The sequence below is a fragment of the Flavobacterium sp. NRK F10 genome, from assembly GCF_024054235.1.
GTDB classification, from domain to species: Bacteria; Bacteroidota; Bacteroidia; order Flavobacteriales; family Flavobacteriaceae; genus Flavobacterium; species Flavobacterium sediminis.
In genome coordinates, this window is record NZ_JAMXLC010000001.1 from 434,136 (window position 1) to 452,275 (window position 18,140).

An 18,140-nucleotide genomic window follows, 5' to 3' on the forward strand; every position below is an offset into this window, starting at 1 on the left:
AATTGCAAAAGTACTCATTATTTTACTAAATTTGTTTTCATTTTAATAAAAAAACAGTTGAAAAACAAGGTAGCCTTAATTACATTCCAATACCATCAAAATATTAATTTTGAGCCGCTTATCAACTCATTAAATGATTTTATCTCTGAAATTTTTATACTTTCATTTGATAATAACGATATAAAATCTACCTCTCGGGAGGTTACATTTTTAGACTGTACTGATTTTGATTTAGAAATTAGCTATAAAAAAATCTATAATTCGTCTGATGCAGATTTTTTCCTGATTCTATCACCATTTGACAGAATTCATGATGGCACTGTAACAGAATTTAAAACCTTTATAGACAAACGGCATCCTGATAAATGTTTAGCTTTTAAAAAGCAAATTGATTTCATTGATGGCTCCATAAACTACAGCAGTTTATCTAAAAAAACTATTCCTGTACTTTTCAGCAAGGAATATTTTAAAGCTTTCTTCATTTCAGAGCAAAAGATTAAACCTGTCCTTTATACTTCTAAACAACTGATTAACTATCATCCTTATAATAATTTTGATCAATTCAACTCTCTACTTACCATTGAAGCTCAAATAAATGCGATGCGCTCCTATAGATTAAGAAAAAAAAGTTATTTGATCAGGATATTAAATGAACCTTTTAAAGTATTTTTGTATGAACTTTTTTTTATGAAATGTATTTTTAATGGATTTAACGGCTTAATTTTGGCAAATCTATTAGCTTTTAAAAAGTTCAAAGAAGAATTATTTTTATGGATGAAGTATAGACATATAGATTAACTTTATTACATATTAAAATGAACCTTTTCCCGAAATGCACATTAATTGCTTCTACTTATAACTGGCCAAGTGCCTTAGAATTACTCCTGCTGAGTGTTTTAAGACAGAGCCATCTGCCGGATGAAGTAATAATTGCTGATGATGGTTCAAACGAAGATACTGCGCTTCTAATTCAAAAATTTCAAAAAAAATTCCCTGTCCCTTTACTACATGTCTGGCAAGAAGACAATGGCTTTCAAAAAGCTACTATTTTAAATAAAGCCATTGCTCAATCAAAATATGAATATATTATTCAGATTGACGGTGATATTATTATGCATCAGCATTTTATCAAAGACCACTTAACATACGCTCTTGATAATCATTATTTGTTCGGCTCCAGATCTAATATCCAGGAAAAGGCACTCAATCGTGTACTTACTCACAAGATAATCGATTTTTCACCTTTTTCAAAAGGAATTAAAAAAAGAACAAGAACCATACGGTTTCCTTTCCTAATGAACTTTATAAAAACAACTTCCAAAAGGTCAAAAAAATTACGGGGCTGTAATGTGTCTTTCTGGAAAAAAGATTTTATTGCTATAAACGGCTATAATGAAAAGTTCAACGGTTGGGGAATGGAAGACTCTGAACTCATAGAAAGATTTCACAATGCAGGGATAAAAGGCAGAAGGCTTAAAAATGTTGCTATAGCCTATCATATCTATCACAAAGAATTAAAAAAGGACAGAGTAACAATTAATCAGTCCATTGAGGATGAAACGGCTTTAAAAAAGATCAAATTCACAGAAAAAGGGATTGATCAATATTTACAAGTAAAATTGTAGAAAAAATCAATTCAGTTTTTCTCCATTTAAAACTTTCTCGTATTGTTTTAAATAATTTTCTGCCATTATCCTGGCACTAAAATTTTCTACAACATATTCGTGGCAGACTTTAGCCGAAAAAGAGGAGTTCTTAATCACATCTGCGATCTTATCGTAGTCATCACTTAAAAAACCGACTTCTGATTTTACCAATTCCGGCAAGGATCCCATTTCTGTTCCAAAAACCGGAGCTCCGGCATACATACTCTCAATTATTGCCAATCCGAAAGGTTCGTGCCATTTTACAGGGAAAACCAAACCTTTTGACTCCTCAATAATGCTTATCTTTTTAGAATTATCTACAAAGTTCAAATACTGAATCTTCGGATTTAAAGTATAAAAGGGTTTATTCTTAAAATTATACCATTCAAATCTTTTGCCTCCCATGACTAACAACTTTTCATTAGCCTTCAAAGCAATCTCACAAGCCCCTGCAAAGTTTTTAACTTTCCATCTCGCTTTACCTAAAAAGTGCAGGTATTTACGTTGTTTAGTAAGAGAAACTTCAGGATAATCTTCCCAGAGTAATCCGTTGTACACAAAAGTTTTCCCTCCATTTCTTTCTGCCTGATTCTTTGAAATATAAATTGTATACGGATTTATCTCATGCTCTTCCGGATTGTTTCCGTGTAATGTAAAAACAAAAGGGAAATTACAACTCTCATCGAGAAAAGAATTAAAATGAACAATATCAGTTTCTGCCGGAATTAATTCATTAATAGATTTGTTCTCATCTAAAGGGATTACTCTTGCAAAATCACACTTAGACCCCGGAGGAGTTATAAATGTAACGTCGTGTCCCATTTTAGTTAGCTCATAACCTAACCCCCAGATCACCCTTTCTGTTCCCCCATAATGAACGGCAGGAATAGGCAATCCTTTATTTACTATAACTATATTCATTTGTTAGGTTTCCTAATGCTTTTTAAATTCTATTTTTAAGGAGAATTCAGTTTTTATCTTTTGAAGAAATCGGTTTCAGAATCCGGAATTTAAACCATTGCCCAAAGTTTTTAAAGAACAAAAAGCTCTTGGTCAATTTTAATTTTTTGTCTTTATTGGTGTAAAAATTAATTTCTGAAAGCTCTTTTACCGGGAAAAAACCTAAAGTTTTCCAACGTTCCGGCTCTATATAATAAAAGTCTTTAAGTTCTTTGTAATTCGTCTCATCAACTTTCTTCCATTTCGCCAAAAAAGTCTCATTTACTTGTGTATTATGCCCCCAGTTCTTTAATTTAAACTCAAGTTCTTCTTCAGTTCTAGCAACGGATTCATGTAAAACTAAGTTATCGAGATAAATAGTTCTCTCATGTGTTCTTCTAAAAGACTTATAATTAGGATAGTTTGTTGCAAAAATTGCTTTCATGGGCTTATCTACATAGAGGAAGCCTTTCTCTGTATATTTATATATAATGACCCAAAAAGCTGCTATCTGAATTTTATCTTTGATTGGAAAATCTAAGTAGTGGTCGTACTTTCTCAATTGTTTGACAAAACCTGCAAAATCTACAAAATATTCGTCGCAATCAACTTGTATAAGCCAATTCCCTATCCCCATCTTTTCAGATAACATTGTCCGTTCTCTGGTATCCATTTCTTCAGTTGACAGTGAAGGAACGTAAAAAGATTCGTAATACAGTTCGATTTTATTATCGACATCAAAGGTTTTGAGCCATTCGAAAAAGCTTTCATTGACCTCAAACTTATTTCCTGACCAAGTAAGATTATCCCTATCAATTGCAATAAAAATCCTATCAGAATCTCTATAAACCAAAGGAATAGATATCTTTAACTTTTCATAGTCATACGAAAGCAAAAAACCAACACAAATCTTTTTCAAACCCAATTTATTGTTACTTTTGCAAAAATATAAAAATTCTATGAGAATCTGTATAATAAGCTTTGATATTTGGGGATATGATGAAAAAATTGTAGCTAAACTGAACGAATTAGGTCATGAAGCTAAACATATCAGAATTAGCCAATTCAAATACAAGTACAAACACATTTTCGAAAGAATCCATAATTCCATTCAAAAAACTTTTTTTAAGAAAAATATTAAGCGGATTAAAGCAGAAGAATATATTATTGAACAGCTTCGTTCGCATTCAGATTTCGACAAAATTATAGTAATAAATCCTGAATGGGTTTCAAAAGAGACGCATCTTAAAATCAAACAATTTTCTTCTTCTTACATTGCTTATTTGTATGATAGCCTTGAAAGATATGATGCCCGACCTATTTTAAAAATTTTTGACAAGGTTTATTCTTTTGACAAAGATGATGTCAAAAAATACAATTTAACTTTTTTACCGAACTATATTCCTTTAGATAAGGAGCCGCACAATGAGGAAAAGCAAATAAAATATAAAGTTTTCTCTATCGCTTCAATCGATGAGCGCTTCTCAACTTTTCGAAAAATCGTTGATTTTCTGGATCGCCAAAATATCTCTCACCAAACTATTTTCTTCAACAAAAAGAAACCTGAAGACTTCATTGAAAATGCTATTTTTACAAATAAACGCATCTCACAAAAAGAAGTCAAAGAATATTTAGAACAATGCGATATCATTTTAGACATTCTGCGAAAAGACCAAAACGGGCTTAGTTTTAGAATCTTTGAAGCTTTGGCTTTGGAAAAAAAGATCATTACGACAAATCAATCCATTAAAGAATACGATTTCTATAACCCTAAAAACATCTTTGTGATTGAAGATGACGAAATAAATATTCCCAACGATTTTTTCAGTGATGAATACGAACAAATTCCGGAAAATATCTACAATAAATATACTTTAAAAAGCTGGATTTCTACTATTCTTAAGAATTAACTTTTTAAACGAAATAAAATAAGTTTTCTGATTTTATTTCTCTACTTAAAATATCTTTTCAAAAAAGGTTCTTTTATCTTCAAATGAATAATTCAGGAACGCTATATCTTCTTTGTATTTTCGCTCTAAAATATTCTTTCTTGCGAAATTATAAAAATGAGAATAATGCTCTTTCTTTTTATCGTCGTTAACATTATGCTTTGCTGAGAAAAAAGTTTTCTCTACTCCCAGATCTTTAATAAGTTCTGAAAGATCCTCTTTTAAACTTTCAAACCTTAACACTTTGTCATACTCTATTAAACCATCATTCAATATAAAATATGATTTTTGAGTGTATAAATGATTCCTCTGTAATCAAGGTTTTTAACGTTCAGGCAGTTATAAAACTTACCTTTAGCATATATAAAACTTGAAAAACCGGCTCTCTTGATCCCTAAATTTTTTTTCACCCAATTATAATCCGAAAATGCTCTGTCATAAGGGTTTCTTACGACAATAAACTTATAATACGTTTCCCATTGCTCTTTAGAAATATAATTTTTATCCAGTAACTGCTGAGGAGTTGCATGTTGCAGAAAGAGTTTTTCTTTCGGACACCAACCGTACAGATTTTCATAAGACGGCTGATCCCATTTATCTGAGTCTACACCAAAAGCTTCTTCTATTGATGTTCCTGCACATTTTGATATATGAATGAATATACACTTATATTTATGAGAGATCATTTTTTATAATTTAGATTAAAGCCCATACTTTCAACAAATTTCAACTGTTCAGAATCAAATATTGAGAGATCATAATTTTTATACCTATCGTTAGAACCTTTATCACCGGGTATCTCATAAAGCTTATTTAACTTTTCCTGAGATAACGGAATACCACAAAAATCTATGATCCTGTCAATTTCTTCTTTAGGGTTGTCACATAATGCTGTATGGTTTAGTATTAAAATCCTGTTTTTATATTTTTCTTCTTGAGCTATTTTGATAACTTTTTTAGTAGAACGGATCCATAAATTCAGTTGATTAAAACTTTCTTTATTTTTAAAATCTTTGTCAATATTAAACTTCCAATGCCAATTATGCAATTGCTGTTTATTAGTTGAAAAAGCCATATCTAAACCATTTCTTATTACATGAATGTATTTCAGATCAGGAAAATAATCTAAAACTTCTTTAATATAAAACTGTGTATTAGGCTCTTTCCATCCCCAAACATCTCTGGGGTTTTCTAATATTGTCCGCCTCTTTAGAACATTAAAATAAAAATTATACCGAGAAGGAGATAACTTATTTGATTTTGCCACTTTCAGTAGTTCATAAAAACTTCCGAAATCAAGTTTCTCTCCTTTCATATATTTTTCAAAAACACTTAATCGAAAATTAATGTCACTTATAGCCGCTTTTTTATTCCATTTCGGATTTTTAAAAAGCCTTGTAAAAATGAGATTATCCAAAGGACCATTTAATTCGTCTCCTATAAAAACACCTGATTCTTTTACTATTTTTGCAACCGCTCTGGTTCCACTACCTCCCAACGCTCCTATAGCTATTACTTTTTTATCCATTCTCTTTTTTTAGCCAATCTGAACAATCCCAACCTAACATTCTTTCTACTTCTTTTATATCATAATAAAAAGTATCTAAAAGAAGCTGACGCTCTTTCTCTGTTATTTTTGATTCGTATTCTCTTTTATGAATTATTTTATGAGCATAATCATAACGGGACGGATCTACATTTAAAAATTCAAATATAGAATTTAATTTTTCTTTTTGATCCGCTTTAAAATCTTCATACTTTATAAAAAGTATATGATCATCATCAAAAAATCTTCTGTATCTCCTGATCTGCTCTGAATAAAATCCTCTATCAACATACGAAAACACTCTGTTTTGATATGGTAAACTTTCTTTTTGTCTTTGTTGCTCTAAAAGAATCGCTTCATAAAAAGTATGTTTCTCTATTCCTCTTTCCCTTGACATATTCCAATGAGAAAAGGCTCTTTCAATGGGGTTTCTTAAAATAGCTATCAACTTTATATTTTTATTATATCGCCAAATTCTCTCACAGGAGTTCTGCCAATATAAATAGATCGGTGTTATCTCTCCATATATTCTTTCTTTTCCCGTTTTTACCTGAATCGAAGATTCATAAGCCTTATAGTCAATTTCTTTATCTGCGCTAAATAAGGTCTCATCATCAAAAAAGTGCATTTCTTTTTTAAAAGACATCCCTATTTCTTCATGTTCCTTCAAATAAGAATACAAAGCCGTGGTTCCACATTTTTGTGCTCCTATTACTAAAAAATCTAATGGTCTACTCTCTCTTTTTTTAAAAAACATTTGTCTGAATGAAAATAAAAAGCCAAAAATAAACATTCTATATATGGTTCTCTATTATTTTTAACAAATATAAAATGTCAGATAATAAAATAACATTAAAGAAATGGAAGTTGCTTAGAACGTTTAAAAATCTTTTCATACTTAAAAACAAACTATGATTTTTAGAATCCATACAATATCTTTGTTGCTTATTTTTACATCAAATTAAACTTCAGGAAACATAATCTAAACATAGTTCTTAATGAGTACCTCAAAAAAAAGGCTTCTGTATATTGCTCCGGATCATTATAGTTTTTACAAAACGATTCTGGAAGGTTTTGAAAAATTCAGCGATTATGAAGTTCAATTTGCTTTTTCAAACAGAGCCGAAGGCTTTAAATATAAGAATTTCGGACAAAGGGTCTATAACTTTTTTTTAAAACTACTCACAGGAAAAAACATAAAAAAAATATATGAAAAAGAGTATTTTGAAAGAAAAATAAATGAATATGAAAAATATGACATTGCTTATATTAACAGACCCGACATTTTAACTGAAAAACAACTTGAAGAAATTACTAATAAATGCAATAAATCTATTGTATATTACTGGGATAGTTTCGAAAAAATAGAAGGTCAGTTTGAAACTATGAAATATTTTGACAAAGTATATAGTTTTGACAAATACGATTGTAAAAAATACGGAATGATTAAAGGGTATAATTTTTTCTACAACAGTGATAATTCAAAAGAACCGGAATATGATGTTTTCTTTCTGGGAACCTATGATGATCGCTATAACAATTTAATAAATATACTGGAAAGAATCAGTTCTCAAAATTTACACGCACATGCTACACTATTCTCATACGACAAAGGGCTTTCTAAAACTGTAAACCATAAGAACATTTCTTTTATACATAAAATTGTTCCCTTTAACGAAGCCTTTATCTATAACCAAAATACTACAATAATATTAGACATTCAACACGCTACACAAGTAGGCTTATCATTCAGACCTTATGAAGCCTTAGGCTTAAAAAAGAAATTAATAACAACTAATCCATATATAAAAGAATACGATTTCTACAACCCCAACAATATCTTTATATGGGATGAAAATACCGAGAGTATTCCTGAGTCTTTTCTACAAACACCTTACGAGGATATTCCTGAAGATATCTACAATAAATATAAATTAGAAAACTGGGTAAAAACAATATTGTCGTAAATAACATGAATAGTACAAAAATATATTTTATCTGTACAGATAGTAAAGCACCGGCCGGGGGGGTAAAACAAATATACCGTCAAGTAGATATTCTGAATAAAAACGGATTTGATGCGCAAGTTGTACACAGAAAAAAAGGGTTCAGACATCAATGGTTTAAAAATAACACTAAGATCATCTATAATGTCTCATTATTTAATGAAATAAAAACATTGATCTTAAAAGAAAAGACAGGTACCTACAAATCTATTAAGAACTTTCTAAGATCAAAAAGTGAAGACCCTATTGACGAAAACGGCATTCTGGTATTTCCGGAAATTTTTGGTCCGGATATAAACTGTATAAGACCTGACATGAAAAAAGTCATCTTCAATCAAAACTGTTTTTACACTTTTGACAATAGCTCTTCTGACTCTTTTGAAAAAGGCAATATCTATACCGACAAATCCTTTCTGGGGTCAATCGTTGTCTCTGAAAATTCTGAAAAATATTTAAACTTTGTATATCCTGACACCAAAGTTTACAGAATTAAACTAGGTATAGATAAGAATCTTTTTTCTTGTGAATCAAATAGCAAGGAAAAAACAATTGCCTATATGCCGAGAAAAAGAAAAGAAGATATTACTCAAATTATTCAAATACTCAAAGCACGCCAAAAAATAAAAGATTGGCAATTCACAGAAATTGACAATAAATCAGAAAAAGAGGTTTCTGATATTCTCAAAAAAAGTACTTTTTTCCTAAGTCTGAACCATAAAGAAGGGTTCGGACTACCATCGGCAGAAGCAATGGCCGCAGGAAACATTGTTATCGGTTTTTCCGGACAAGGCGGGGAAGAATATTTTAAACCGGAATTTTCATTTGAAATTAAAGAAGGGAAAATCATTGAATTTGTTAAAACCATTGAATCCATAATAAGCGAATACAATAATACCCCCTCCCTATTTAAAGAAAAAGCAGAAAAAGCTTCAACCTTCATCACATCAAATTACAGTATGGAAAAAGAGGAAGAGAGCATCCTGGCTGCTTGGCAAAAAATATTGCAAAATACCAATTCTATAGAATAACACTATGCAAACCGAAATCCAAAACGCCTTAGAAGTCATTCAAAAAGGAGGCATTATTCTCTACCCGACCGATACCGTATGGGGAATCGGTTGCGATGCAACCAATGAAGAAGCCATAAAAAAAATTTACGCCCTTAAACAACGGGAAGAAAGCAAAAGCATGCTTGTTTTAGTAAACGGTGAACGGATGTTGTATCAGGTTTTTAACGAAATACCACAAGTAGCCTGGGATATTTGGGACAATACCAAAAAGCCGACAACACTTATTTTAGACAAACCAAAGAATATCGCAAAAAACCTTATTGCTGACGACAATACTTTGGGTATTCGTTTAGTATCCGAACCCTTCTGTTACAAACTCATGGAACGAATGAAAAAACCTTTGGTTTCCACCTCCGCAAATATTTCCGGACAACCTACTCCAAAATCCTTTCAAGAAATTTCTCCTGAAATTATAAAAGGTGTTGACTATGTTGTAAATTTGCACCGCGATAAAATTTGCGATAAACCTTCAACAATTATCAAATTGACCCTTGATAGCCAAGTGAAGATTATCCGAAAGTAATGACGCTTTGTTACCCCGAACAAAATGAAAATTCTCATCATATTTGAGGCTTCTCAACTATGTTCGAAATGACAAAAAGAACAAAGAATAATGAATTACAAACAACATCTCGACAATAACGTTTTTAAAATCGTAGCTCAAGCCGCTAAAGAACTTAACCTTGAAAGTTATGTCATCGGCGGATTTGTACGCGATATTTTATTACAACGTGATCACAAAAAAGATATTGATATCGTAGCGGTAGGAAGCGGCATTGATCTGGCTTTAAAAGTTTCGGAATTATTGCCGAACCAACCCAAAGTTCAGGTTTTCAAAAATTACGGAACCGCCATGTTGCGCTATAATGATATTGATGTAGAATTTGTGGGAGCCCGTAAAGAAAGCTACAATTTTGAAAGCAGAAAACCGGTAGTAGAAAACGGCACACTTAAAGACGATCAGGAGCGCCGCGACTTTACGATCAATGCTTTGGCTTTCTCCCTGAACGAAAATAACTTCGGTGAATTGATCGATCCGTTCAACGGCGTTGAAGATCTGAAAAACAAAACTATCCGTACGCCATTAAATCCGGACATCACATATTCTGATGATCCGCTTCGTATGATGCGTGCTATTCGTTTTGCTACACAATTGCATTTTGAAATTGAAAAAGAATCTCTTGAAGCCATCAGCAGAAATGCTGAGCGTATTGAAATAATTTCCGGAGAACGCATTATCGACGAACTGAATAAAATATTAGTCACAGCTAAACCTTCCATCGGTTTTCTGCTGTTGCACCAAACAGGATTACTAGATCTCATTTTACCGGAACTTACAGCTTTGAACAATGTCGAAGAAGTAGAAGGGCATACACATAAAAACAATTTCTATCACACGTTAGAAGTAGTCGATAACATTTGCCCTAATACAGACGATCTATGGTTAAGATGGGCTGCCTTGCTTCATGATATCGGTAAAGCACCCACTAAAAAATTCAACAAAAAACAAGGTTGGACATTCCACGGACACGAGTTCTTAGGCGGAAAAATGGTAAAGAAGATCTTTGTACGTTTACACATGCCGCTAAACCAGAAAATGAAGTTCGTACAAAAAATGGTCATGATGAGTTCGCGACCTATCGTTCTCGCACAGGATATTGTAACTGATTCGGCTGTTCGCCGATTAGTTTTTGATGCCGGAGACGATGTGGAAAATCTTATGACCCTTTGCGAAGCTGATATTACGACCAAAAACCCTAAGAAGTTTCAGAAATACCACAACAATTTCAAGATCGTTCGCGAAAAAATTGTAGAAGTTGAAGAAAAAGACCGAGTGCGTAATTTTCAACCGCCGATCGATGGCGAAGAGATCATGCAATTGTTTGACCTGAAACCCGGAAGAGAGATCGGTGTTCTAAAAGAAGCTGTAAAAGAAGCTATCTTAGAAGGAGAAATTCCTAATGAATATGATGCTGCTTACCGGTTTATTTTGGCAAGAGCCGAAAAAATGGGATTAAAGAAAATAAGTTAAGTTGAAAACATACCGTTGGATTATTTTTTAGAGCATTGAATGACAACATATACCTTTAGAAAAGCTGAAATTGAAGATAAAGAGACTATCTGGAAAATAATCCGACAAGCCATTTTGAGAAGAAAAGCAGACGGTAGTGATCAATGGCAAGATGGATATCCGAATGAACAATCAATTGAAAATGATATTGCGAATCATGCAGGATTTGTTTTAACTAAAAGTGAAACTGTTATAGGCTATTGTGCAGCAATTGAAAATTTTGAACCTGCTTATGATACCATTATCGGAAAATGGTTAACCGATTCTGATTTTGTGGTGATCCACAGAATTGCAATCGATGAAAATTTTCTCGGTCAAGGCTTATCCAAAGTAATTATTGAGCATGTTGAAAACTATGCTAAAGAACAAAATATTTTCAGCGTTAAAGTCGATACAAACTTTGATAATCATGCCATGATGAAGATCTTTGACAGGATGGGCTATCAGTATTGTGGTGAAGTTTATTTAAGAGGAAACGCAAGGAGAGCATATGAAAAAGTATTACAGTAAACTTTATGATTTGTTATACAATCAAAGAAATAAAATCAAGTAATTTTGCAAAAATTAAATCGGACAATGAAATCGAATAAACCAGTCATCATTTGGCTACTTTTAGGTTGTGTATTACTTTTTATTATGGTAATGGTCGGCGGAATTACCCGCTTAACCAATTCCGGTTTGTCGATGACCGATTGGCATTTAATTACCGATACTTTTCCTCCTACTTCAGAAGAAAAATGGAACGAGGCTTTTGAAGCCTATAAAACTTTTCCGGAATACCAAAAGATCAACCAGTTCAAATCAGGCGGATTTAATCTTGAAGATTACAAATTCATCTATTTTTGGGAATGGTTTCACCGTTTCATCGGTAGGATCATAGGCGTTGTTTTTATCATTCCGTTTCTTTATTTCTTAATCAGAAAGAAACTCGATCGCGAAACGATCAAAAAATGTATCATTCTTTTAGGAATGGGAGCATTTCAGGGGTTTTTAGGTTGGTTTATGGTTAAAAGCGGCTTAATTGACAATCCGGATGTAAGTCATTTCAGACTGGCGTTACATTTAACATTTGCCTTTATTACATTTGCCTACACTCTCTGGGTTGCATTAGATCTGATGTATCCGGAAAAAAAAGCGGCTGTTGTATCTTTACAAAAAATTGCCCGAATTGCTCTGATAGCCTTAATTATACAAATTATCTACGGGGGCTTTGTTGCCGGTTTAGATGCCGGTTTAGTGCATAATCATTGGCCTTTAATGAGTGACGGACAGTTTTTTCATGAAAGTATTACCTTAGAACAGCCTAATCTTTTATTATCATTTACCGAAGGAAAAAGCGGCGTTCAGTTCATTCACCGAACTTTTGCTTATATTGTTGTTTTTATGATGTTTCTTTTATATTTTAAAAGTAGAAAGTTCAGCACGGATAAACAACAGCGAAACGGATTGAATGTACTGATAGCGATTGTCTTGCTTCAGTTCACTTTAGGGGTTATGACTTTATTATTCCATGTTCCGTTATGGTTAGGATTAGCACATCAATTAGTAGCTTTTGTTTTATTAACAACTATGGTTTATACGTTACATCGTTTGAGTAAATAATTTGTTTTTGTAACATTTAAGCACTTCAATCGTTTTACTTATAGCGATAAAAAATATTATGAAGTGTTTAAAAGTTCTATTCAGTATTTTATTCCTTTTTTCAATTAGTATTGGAAATTCGTGTAGCATGTACAAAATAACCAAAAATGGTAAAACTATTGTAGGATGTAATGAAGACGCATGGCGCACAACACCTCGTATTTGGTTTGAAATCGGAACTATTAATTCTCCTTATGGTGCTGCTTTTACAGGTTCAAGACATGACGGTCAAAACGGCTATGCACCACAATCCGGAATGAATGAATATGGATTAGTTTTTTCCCGACTAGCTTCTTATCATCCAAAAATTGAAAACTCAGCTCTTAAATCAAAATCAAAAATCAAAAATCCTACATTTTATTTAAAAGATATTCTTCATACTTGTAAAACAATAGCAGAAGTTAAAGAATACATTGAAAAATATGATCAAAGTTTCTTTATTGATGATGTTTTCATTTATATCGATAAATCCGGAGATTATATAGTTGTGGAACCTTATAAAATTATCGAAGGTAATAATCCAACTTACGTATTATCCAATTTTTGTCCATCTATTACTTCGGAAGAAAATGCCACTAGACTAACACGCTATAAAAACGGAGTACTTTTTTTAAAAGATAAGTACGAAACAGATTTAGAATTTTGTAAAAACGTTTCGGACACTATGCACGTTTGCCGAGATAAAATTGGAGATGGAACTCTTTTAACGTCTATTTGGGATAATGCAAATGGAACTGTAAATCTATATTTTTATCATAATTATAACACTACTATCCAGTTTAACATTAAAGAGGAACTAGCAAAAGGAAACCATATTTTAAAAATAGATACTCTATTTCCGAGAAACAAAGAATTTGAACAATTGGCACATTATAAAACGCCGCAAAACACTAATGCTGTCCGATTTTTCCTTGTTCTTTCTGGATTATTTTTTATCGTAAATTCTATTTATTTTCTCATCAATTATTTTAAAACTCGTAAATTAAAAAAATACAATGCAGTAAAACTATTTTTAGTAGCAACGGGACCAATATTGTTTTACTACATGTTTGTTTTGAGTACTAATAGTAATATCTTTTATTTTTCAGCACCTTTCAAAGATTTTTATAGCGTATTTGTTACTCTAACTTCGTATTTACCTTATATAATGACTATCGCTATAATTCCATTATTAAAAATTAACTACAAATTGATAAAAAAGAAATTGTGGAATACATTCGCCTTACTAACTTTTAGTTTCAACAATATTTTGTATTTAGTTTTAATTGGATTTTTTATCTATTGGCGCTTATTTTTTTAATTACCCGATCCAATCTTTAAAATCATTTACACGTTCGCGTGCAACAATTACTTCATCCGCCTTATACGTTGGCAATATCAGTTTTAAGCGGGAATTAGAGTGCATCTGAATCTCACGGATCGGTTTTAACGGAATGATAAATTTTCTATTGATCCTGAAAAAATCTTTCGGGTTCAATTCACTCTCTAAAACTTCCAGTGTTCCTTCTAATAAATAATCACGGTTATCCAGTGTGTGCAGATAGGTTCCTTTGTTTTCACTATAAAAACATTCCACTTCTTCAATAGCAATCACTTTGATCTGGTTGCCTATTTTCACTGAAAAACGAGACTTATACTCTTTTTCTACAGGGTTGACCAACATTCTCTTAATAGCATCAAAGTCTAAATTAATCTGTTGATTTCCTGCGCGTTCCTTAAATTTACGGACTGCCACTTCTAAATCTTCTTCGTCAATAGGCTTTAACAAGTAATCAATACTATTCAACTTAAAAGCCCGCAACGCATATTCATCATAAGCGGTCGTAAAGATCACGGCGCTTTTAATAGGATCGGTTGTATCAAAATGCTCAAAAATTTCAAACGATAAACCATCAGACAACTGAATGTCTAAAAAAATCAGATCCGGTTGGGCATTTGCCTGAAACCAAACTATAGCTTCTTCCACTGAATGTAACATTTGATTCACGGTAAAACCTAATTTCTCTACTTTTCGTTGCAATAGTCTTGCTGCCGGTTTTTCGTCTTCGATGATTAATATATTCATTTTTAAAAATATGATTTAATTAAATACTTTACTTTCTAAAGTTGGCCAAAACTCTTTAAAATTGATACTGGGTTTCGAACAAATGTAAACCGGAATTCCGTTTTCTTCATCAATTGCATAAGGATGATGAATTATTTTAATCCGTTTTCGTTCTTTAAACACAAAGTCAACTACTTCCGGTTCTAATCCAATAGTGATATATGCTACTTTGGGTTCGCCAGGTCCAAATGTCCAAAAACTTCCGTGAGCACAAACGGGTTGAGGCAGATCACAGGCTTTACCTAAAATGGTTATTGCTCCGGCTTCTCCGTAATTTTCAGCCATAATACCTACACTTTTCCTTTTTTCTTCCGGAAAAGTCTTATAAATACTATCGACTAATTGTACTTGCTCTTCCCATCCAAACATATCGGCATAGTCGCCTGTCAGCCTATATCTTCCATTTGCATCGGGTTTAAGATTTTCGTATTTAATAAAATCCGGAATAGGTAAAACCGGGATGGCTTCCGGAATAAAATAAATACTTGGCAACAAAACAATTGCAGTAATTATATAGTAAATATATTTTCGCTTTTGTGTTATAGTTTCAACTGCAAAACCGGCAAATGAAAACAACATCGGATAAGCCGAAAAGAAATAATATCCTTTCGATTTCAATAACCACATGCTCACAAAAACCAATAGAACAGCAATACTAATTGCTTTGTATCTCTTAATAGAATCAATAAAAAACACGCTTATTAATCCAAGTAATGCGATTATAAAAGTAAACGGTGATGCTACTTGCTCTTTCAGAAAATCTAAGCCGGTTGTTGCATCGAGCTGACTTTCTTTTAATTTTTGAAAATGTAAGAATACAGGAAAATGGTGTTCGTACTGCCAGAATAAATTAGGCAAAACCATCATCAAGGCAATTATTCCCGACAGATAAAACCATTTATTCTTTATGATCTTTTCTCGTTGCGTTATAACCAAAGCTATAAAAAGAGAAACTATCAACAAAAATATAATATACTTATTCAAAAAACCTAAACCTAGAGAAATTCCTAGTAGAACCAGGTACAAATTCTTTTTATCTTTTAAATACAGAACTGTAAAAAAGAAACTTAACGTCCAAAATAACTGATCGAAAGCAACCGGTTGAAAAAGTAAATGATTTCTATAAAAAGGAACGAAAGCTAAAATTAAAACACCTGATACTATAACCGCTTTTAGCTTTCCTCCTATTTTGTATGTCATTAAACACGTTAAGATCAGTATTAACACACCTGCTAAAGTAGAAAACATCCTTATCCAAAATAAATCGTATCCGAACAGCTCATGTGCAAATTTCCCGAGAAATGCTATAAATGGAGGAAATTCAAAATATCCTGTTGCTAAATGTTCGCTTACACTAAGATGTAACAATTCGTCTCTGTGAAAACCATAATTCCCATTTCCCGGTAAATGAATAGCTAACTTTATTGCGACTAAGCTTATAATGACTAAAAGGTATTTTCTCATCCTGTAATTAACCGGTTACTGCCACTTATTTTGAGTTCCCTTTTCTTTTTCCATAAACTCCTTTACCTTGCGTTCCTCCCAATCTTTCCCCATAATAATATCCGGCAGGAATACTGATAAACCATGTGCCATCAACCCTATTCCCCAGAAAAAAACGGTAGAAAAATTCTTTAAATCCCAAAAAGACTCATCAGGTCCTAACTCCTGAATGCTCTCTATTATGAGTATACTATTTACAACTACATATACTAAAGCATGTATATAAAATCTTTTCATCCTTTTTACTTTATGCAAAGCTCTATCGTAACGATCTTGTTCCATATAATTTGTTTCCATGATATTCTGCTATTGATTTCTTAAATTATTATTGCCAATTATTCTTTGATTCTTGCTCTTTTCGTAATATTTCCTGAACCTTGCGCTCTTCCCATGACCTTCCGTAGCCAAAAGCTCTTATTGCATGAAAGATCAATCCCATTCCCCATCCCAACATTGGGAACCAAAACCACTGGAATGCCCAGAACGTTTTATAATTAATAAGCATCAAAACGGGAATGACAATTAAATAAGAAGACAGGTTGCCATAGAATTCTTTAATTTCCTTGACTCTTTTTTTCGCTCTGGCATAAGCGGTTTGTTCGTTATAATTTGTTATTGTTTCCATAATACTGATTTGTTTGGTTAAAATCGGAAGTTTTACTTTAAAAGACTCGTCGGTTTCTTCTACTTTTACATTTCTCTCGGTTAAAATTGCGTATCGATCCACAATATTTTGCAAGCCTACCCCCTTTCTGTCTCGTAAAACTTCTTTCTTTTGTTTATTATTTTCGACTATTAATTCGTTATTATCAATATAAATCCTGATGTGCAGTGGTTTTTTTTCACTTACCACATTGTGCTTTATACAATTTTCTAAAAGCAACTGTAGCGACAACGGTACTACTTTAGATTCTTCAAGAGGAATATCTTCCGGAATCTCAAATGAAATACTGTTCTCAAAACGCATTTTCAACAGATTCATATAGGTTTTAGCAAAGGTTACTTCTTCCTGAACTGAAACGAGCTCCTTATCACGTTGCTCTAAAACGTAGCGATAAATCTTGGATAGCGAAGTAGTAAAACGTTGAGCCTGATCCTGATTTTCCTCAATTAACGAACTCAAAACATTTAAACTGTTGAATAAGAAATGAGGATCTAACTGATTCTTTAAACTTTCAAACTGAGCTGAAGCCGTTCCCGCTATGATCCTTTCCTGTTTAACCCTGTTCTCCTGAAAACTTTTATAAAAATAAACCAGATGAAGAACCAGAGTAACGATCAAGGTTATAACAATGGTAAACATGTAGTTATTAGGCGTTTCTTCTTTTATAAATTGTGAAAACGGCACTTTCTCAATCAAAACCTCCTCCACGATTCTCAATACAAAAACGGCTAAACCGGAGATAAAGAACGATGCTAAAAACCCAACTATCAGTCGTTTGGCATGAAACCTGTTCTTTATAAATATCTTATCCAGTACCACAAAGACCATTGCATTTATAAAGTACAGTACTATTCCGTACAACAAGGTAAAAAGCAAATGCCATTTTAATGTTGTAAGATCCGGAAAATGCCTGTTGTATAAATAATTAACACTTTCCAAAACGAAAAAAATAATAATACTGATGCTTAAAGCCTTTATAAATTCACGTTGAATGTTCATAG

General features: G+C 32.4%; 20 protein-coding genes. 10 read left to right on the forward strand and 10 right to left on the reverse strand.

The window, feature by feature from the left end:
* Positions 1-57: 57 nt before the first annotated feature.
* Entirely contained in the window at positions 58-798 is a 741-nt protein-coding gene (locus tag NHF50_RS01950) for a hypothetical protein (protein ID WP_252774875.1), read from the forward strand.
* A 17-nt stretch (positions 799-815) separates the two neighbouring features.
* Entirely contained in the window at positions 816-1,625 is an 810-nt protein-coding gene (locus NHF50_RS01955; protein ID WP_252774876.1) for a glycosyltransferase family 2 protein, read from the forward strand.
* A 6-nt stretch (positions 1,626-1,631) separates the two neighbouring features.
* Here the strand turns inward: NHF50_RS01955 and NHF50_RS01960 are convergent, their stop codons facing one another.
* Entirely contained in the window at positions 1,632-2,567 is a 936-nt protein-coding gene (locus NHF50_RS01960; RefSeq protein ID WP_109568098.1) for a glycosyltransferase, read from the reverse strand.
* A 46-nt stretch (positions 2,568-2,613) separates the two neighbouring features.
* Positions 2,614-3,504, reverse strand: coding sequence for a hypothetical protein (locus tag NHF50_RS01965; protein ID WP_252774877.1), 891 nt, complete (start codon positions 3,502-3,504; stop codon positions 2,614-2,616).
* Between the two features lie 40 nt (positions 3,505-3,544).
* Here NHF50_RS01965 and NHF50_RS01970 point away from each other — a divergent pair, with 40 nt between their 5' ends.
* Complete coding sequence (locus NHF50_RS01970) at positions 3,545-4,495, forward strand: hypothetical protein (RefSeq protein WP_109568099.1); 951 nt, start codon at positions 3,545-3,547, stop codon at positions 4,493-4,495.
* Positions 4,496-4,540: 45 nt separating this feature from the next.
* Here the strand turns inward: NHF50_RS01970 and NHF50_RS01975 are convergent, their stop codons facing one another.
* Genes NHF50_RS01975 through NHF50_RS01990 form a run of 4 tightly spaced genes read right to left on the reverse strand, consistent with a single transcriptional unit; the run spans position 4,541 to position 6,873 of the window.
* Complete coding sequence (locus NHF50_RS01975) at positions 4,541-4,807, reverse strand: hypothetical protein (RefSeq protein ID WP_252774878.1); 267 nt, start codon at positions 4,805-4,807, stop codon at positions 4,541-4,543.
* A complete protein-coding gene (locus NHF50_RS01980) occupies positions 4,804-5,220 on the reverse strand; it encodes a sulfotransferase family 2 domain-containing protein (RefSeq protein ID WP_252774879.1) in 417 nt (138 codons plus the stop codon). The genes NHF50_RS01975 and NHF50_RS01980 overlap by 4 nt, the downstream gene beginning before the upstream one ends.
* Complete coding sequence (locus NHF50_RS01985) at positions 5,217-6,062, reverse strand: sulfotransferase (RefSeq protein WP_252774880.1); 846 nt, start codon at positions 6,060-6,062, stop codon at positions 5,217-5,219. Before NHF50_RS01985 ends, NHF50_RS01980 begins: the two co-directional genes overlap by 4 nt.
* Positions 6,055-6,873 (reverse strand): sulfotransferase domain-containing protein, encoded by an 819-nt coding sequence (locus NHF50_RS01990; RefSeq protein WP_252774881.1) that lies wholly within the window; start codon positions 6,871-6,873, stop codon positions 6,055-6,057. Before NHF50_RS01990 ends, NHF50_RS01985 begins: the two co-directional genes overlap by 8 nt.
* Before the next feature lie 205 nt (positions 6,874-7,078).
* Between NHF50_RS01990 and NHF50_RS01995 the strand changes: the two genes are divergently transcribed.
* From NHF50_RS01995 to NHF50_RS02025, 7 genes are all read left to right on the forward strand, one after another.
* Complete coding sequence (locus NHF50_RS01995; protein WP_252774882.1) at positions 7,079-8,047, forward strand: lipopolysaccharide core biosynthesis protein rfaS; 969 nt, start codon at positions 7,079-7,081, stop codon at positions 8,045-8,047.
* Positions 8,048-8,052: 5 nt separating this feature from the next.
* Complete coding sequence (locus NHF50_RS02000; RefSeq protein WP_252774883.1) at positions 8,053-9,114, forward strand: glycosyltransferase; 1,062 nt, start codon at positions 8,053-8,055, stop codon at positions 9,112-9,114.
* Between the two features lie 4 nt (positions 9,115-9,118).
* On the forward strand, positions 9,119-9,679 hold the full coding sequence (locus tag NHF50_RS02005) for an L-threonylcarbamoyladenylate synthase (protein ID WP_252774884.1): 561 nt from the start codon (positions 9,119-9,121) through the stop codon (positions 9,677-9,679).
* Positions 9,680-9,769: 90 nt separating this feature from the next.
* Entirely contained in the window at positions 9,770-11,188 is a 1,419-nt protein-coding gene (locus NHF50_RS02010; protein WP_109568106.1) for a CCA tRNA nucleotidyltransferase, read from the forward strand.
* Positions 11,189-11,227: 39 nt separating this feature from the next.
* The gene (locus tag NHF50_RS02015; protein ID WP_252774885.1) at positions 11,228-11,737 is read left to right on the forward strand and encodes a GNAT family N-acetyltransferase; all 510 of its coding nucleotides are present in this window, start codon (positions 11,228-11,230) and stop codon (positions 11,735-11,737) included.
* Between the two features lie 66 nt (positions 11,738-11,803).
* Positions 11,804-12,829 carry a COX15/CtaA family protein gene (locus NHF50_RS02020; RefSeq protein WP_252774886.1) on the forward strand — a complete coding sequence of 342 codons (1,026 nt, stop codon included), beginning with the start codon at positions 11,804-11,806 and terminating at the stop codon, positions 12,827-12,829.
* Positions 12,830-12,956: 127 nt separating this feature from the next.
* Positions 12,957-14,168, forward strand: coding sequence for a hypothetical protein (locus NHF50_RS02025; RefSeq protein ID WP_252774887.1), 1,212 nt, complete (start codon positions 12,957-12,959; stop codon positions 14,166-14,168).
* Here NHF50_RS02025 and NHF50_RS02030 read toward each other — a convergent pair whose 3' ends face one another.
* Genes NHF50_RS02030 through NHF50_RS02045 form a run of 4 tightly spaced genes read right to left on the reverse strand, consistent with a single transcriptional unit; the run spans position 14,169 to position 18,138 of the window.
* Complete coding sequence (locus NHF50_RS02030; protein WP_252774888.1) at positions 14,169-14,933, reverse strand: LytTR family DNA-binding domain-containing protein; 765 nt, start codon at positions 14,931-14,933, stop codon at positions 14,169-14,171.
* Between the two features lie 15 nt (positions 14,934-14,948).
* Positions 14,949-16,436: a glycosyltransferase family 39 protein gene (locus NHF50_RS02035; protein WP_252774889.1), complete on the reverse strand. Its 1,488-nt coding sequence runs from the start codon at positions 16,434-16,436 to the stop codon at positions 14,949-14,951.
* A 15-nt stretch (positions 16,437-16,451) separates the two neighbouring features.
* Positions 16,452-16,772, reverse strand: a complete 321-nt coding sequence (locus NHF50_RS02040) for a 2TM domain-containing protein (protein WP_109568111.1) — start codon at positions 16,770-16,772, stop codon at positions 16,452-16,454.
* A 28-nt stretch (positions 16,773-16,800) separates the two neighbouring features.
* Positions 16,801-18,138 carry a histidine kinase gene (locus NHF50_RS02045; protein WP_252774890.1) on the reverse strand — a complete coding sequence of 446 codons (1,338 nt, stop codon included), beginning with the start codon at positions 18,136-18,138 and terminating at the stop codon, positions 16,801-16,803.
* Positions 18,139-18,140 lie beyond the last annotated feature (2 nt).

Bases quoted from the DNA above. Each gene is read 5' to 3' on its own strand.
- NHF50_RS01955 (WP_252774876.1), top strand. From the start codon at position 816: ATGAACCTTTTCCCGAAATGCACATTAATTGCTTCTACTTATAACTGG.
- NHF50_RS01960 (WP_109568098.1), bottom strand. From the start codon at position 2,567: ATGAATATAGTTATAGTAAATAAAGGATTGCCTATTCCTGCCGTTCAT.
- NHF50_RS01970 (WP_109568099.1), top strand. From the start codon at position 3,545: ATGAGAATCTGTATAATAAGCTTTGATATTTGGGGATATGATGAAAAA.
- NHF50_RS01980 (WP_252774879.1), bottom strand. From the start codon at position 5,220: ATGATCTCTCATAAATATAAGTGTATATTCATTCATATATCAAAATGT.
- NHF50_RS01985 (WP_252774880.1), bottom strand. From the start codon at position 6,062: ATGGATAAAAAAGTAATAGCTATAGGAGCGTTGGGAGGTAGTGGAACC.
- NHF50_RS01990 (WP_252774881.1), bottom strand. From the start codon at position 6,873: ATGTTTATTTTTGGCTTTTTATTTTCATTCAGACAAATGTTTTTTAAA.
- NHF50_RS01995 (WP_252774882.1), top strand. From the start codon at position 7,079: ATGAGTACCTCAAAAAAAAGGCTTCTGTATATTGCTCCGGATCATTAT.
- NHF50_RS02000 (WP_252774883.1), top strand. From the start codon at position 8,053: ATGAATAGTACAAAAATATATTTTATCTGTACAGATAGTAAAGCACCG.
- NHF50_RS02005 (WP_252774884.1), top strand. From the start codon at position 9,119: ATGCAAACCGAAATCCAAAACGCCTTAGAAGTCATTCAAAAAGGAGGC.
- NHF50_RS02010 (WP_109568106.1), top strand. From the start codon at position 9,770: ATGAATTACAAACAACATCTCGACAATAACGTTTTTAAAATCGTAGCT.
- NHF50_RS02015 (WP_252774885.1), top strand. From the start codon at position 11,228: ATGACAACATATACCTTTAGAAAAGCTGAAATTGAAGATAAAGAGACT.
- NHF50_RS02020 (WP_252774886.1), top strand. From the start codon at position 11,804: ATGAAATCGAATAAACCAGTCATCATTTGGCTACTTTTAGGTTGTGTA.
- NHF50_RS02025 (WP_252774887.1), top strand. From the start codon at position 12,957: ATGTACAAAATAACCAAAAATGGTAAAACTATTGTAGGATGTAATGAA.
- NHF50_RS02030 (WP_252774888.1), bottom strand. From the start codon at position 14,933: ATGAATATATTAATCATCGAAGACGAAAAACCGGCAGCAAGACTATTG.
- NHF50_RS02035 (WP_252774889.1), bottom strand. From the start codon at position 16,436: ATGAGAAAATACCTTTTAGTCATTATAAGCTTAGTCGCAATAAAGTTA.
- NHF50_RS02040 (WP_109568111.1), bottom strand. From the start codon at position 16,772: ATGGAAACAAATTATATGGAACAAGATCGTTACGATAGAGCTTTGCAT.
- NHF50_RS02045 (WP_252774890.1), bottom strand. From the start codon at position 18,138: ATGAACATTCAACGTGAATTTATAAAGGCTTTAAGCATCAGTATTATT.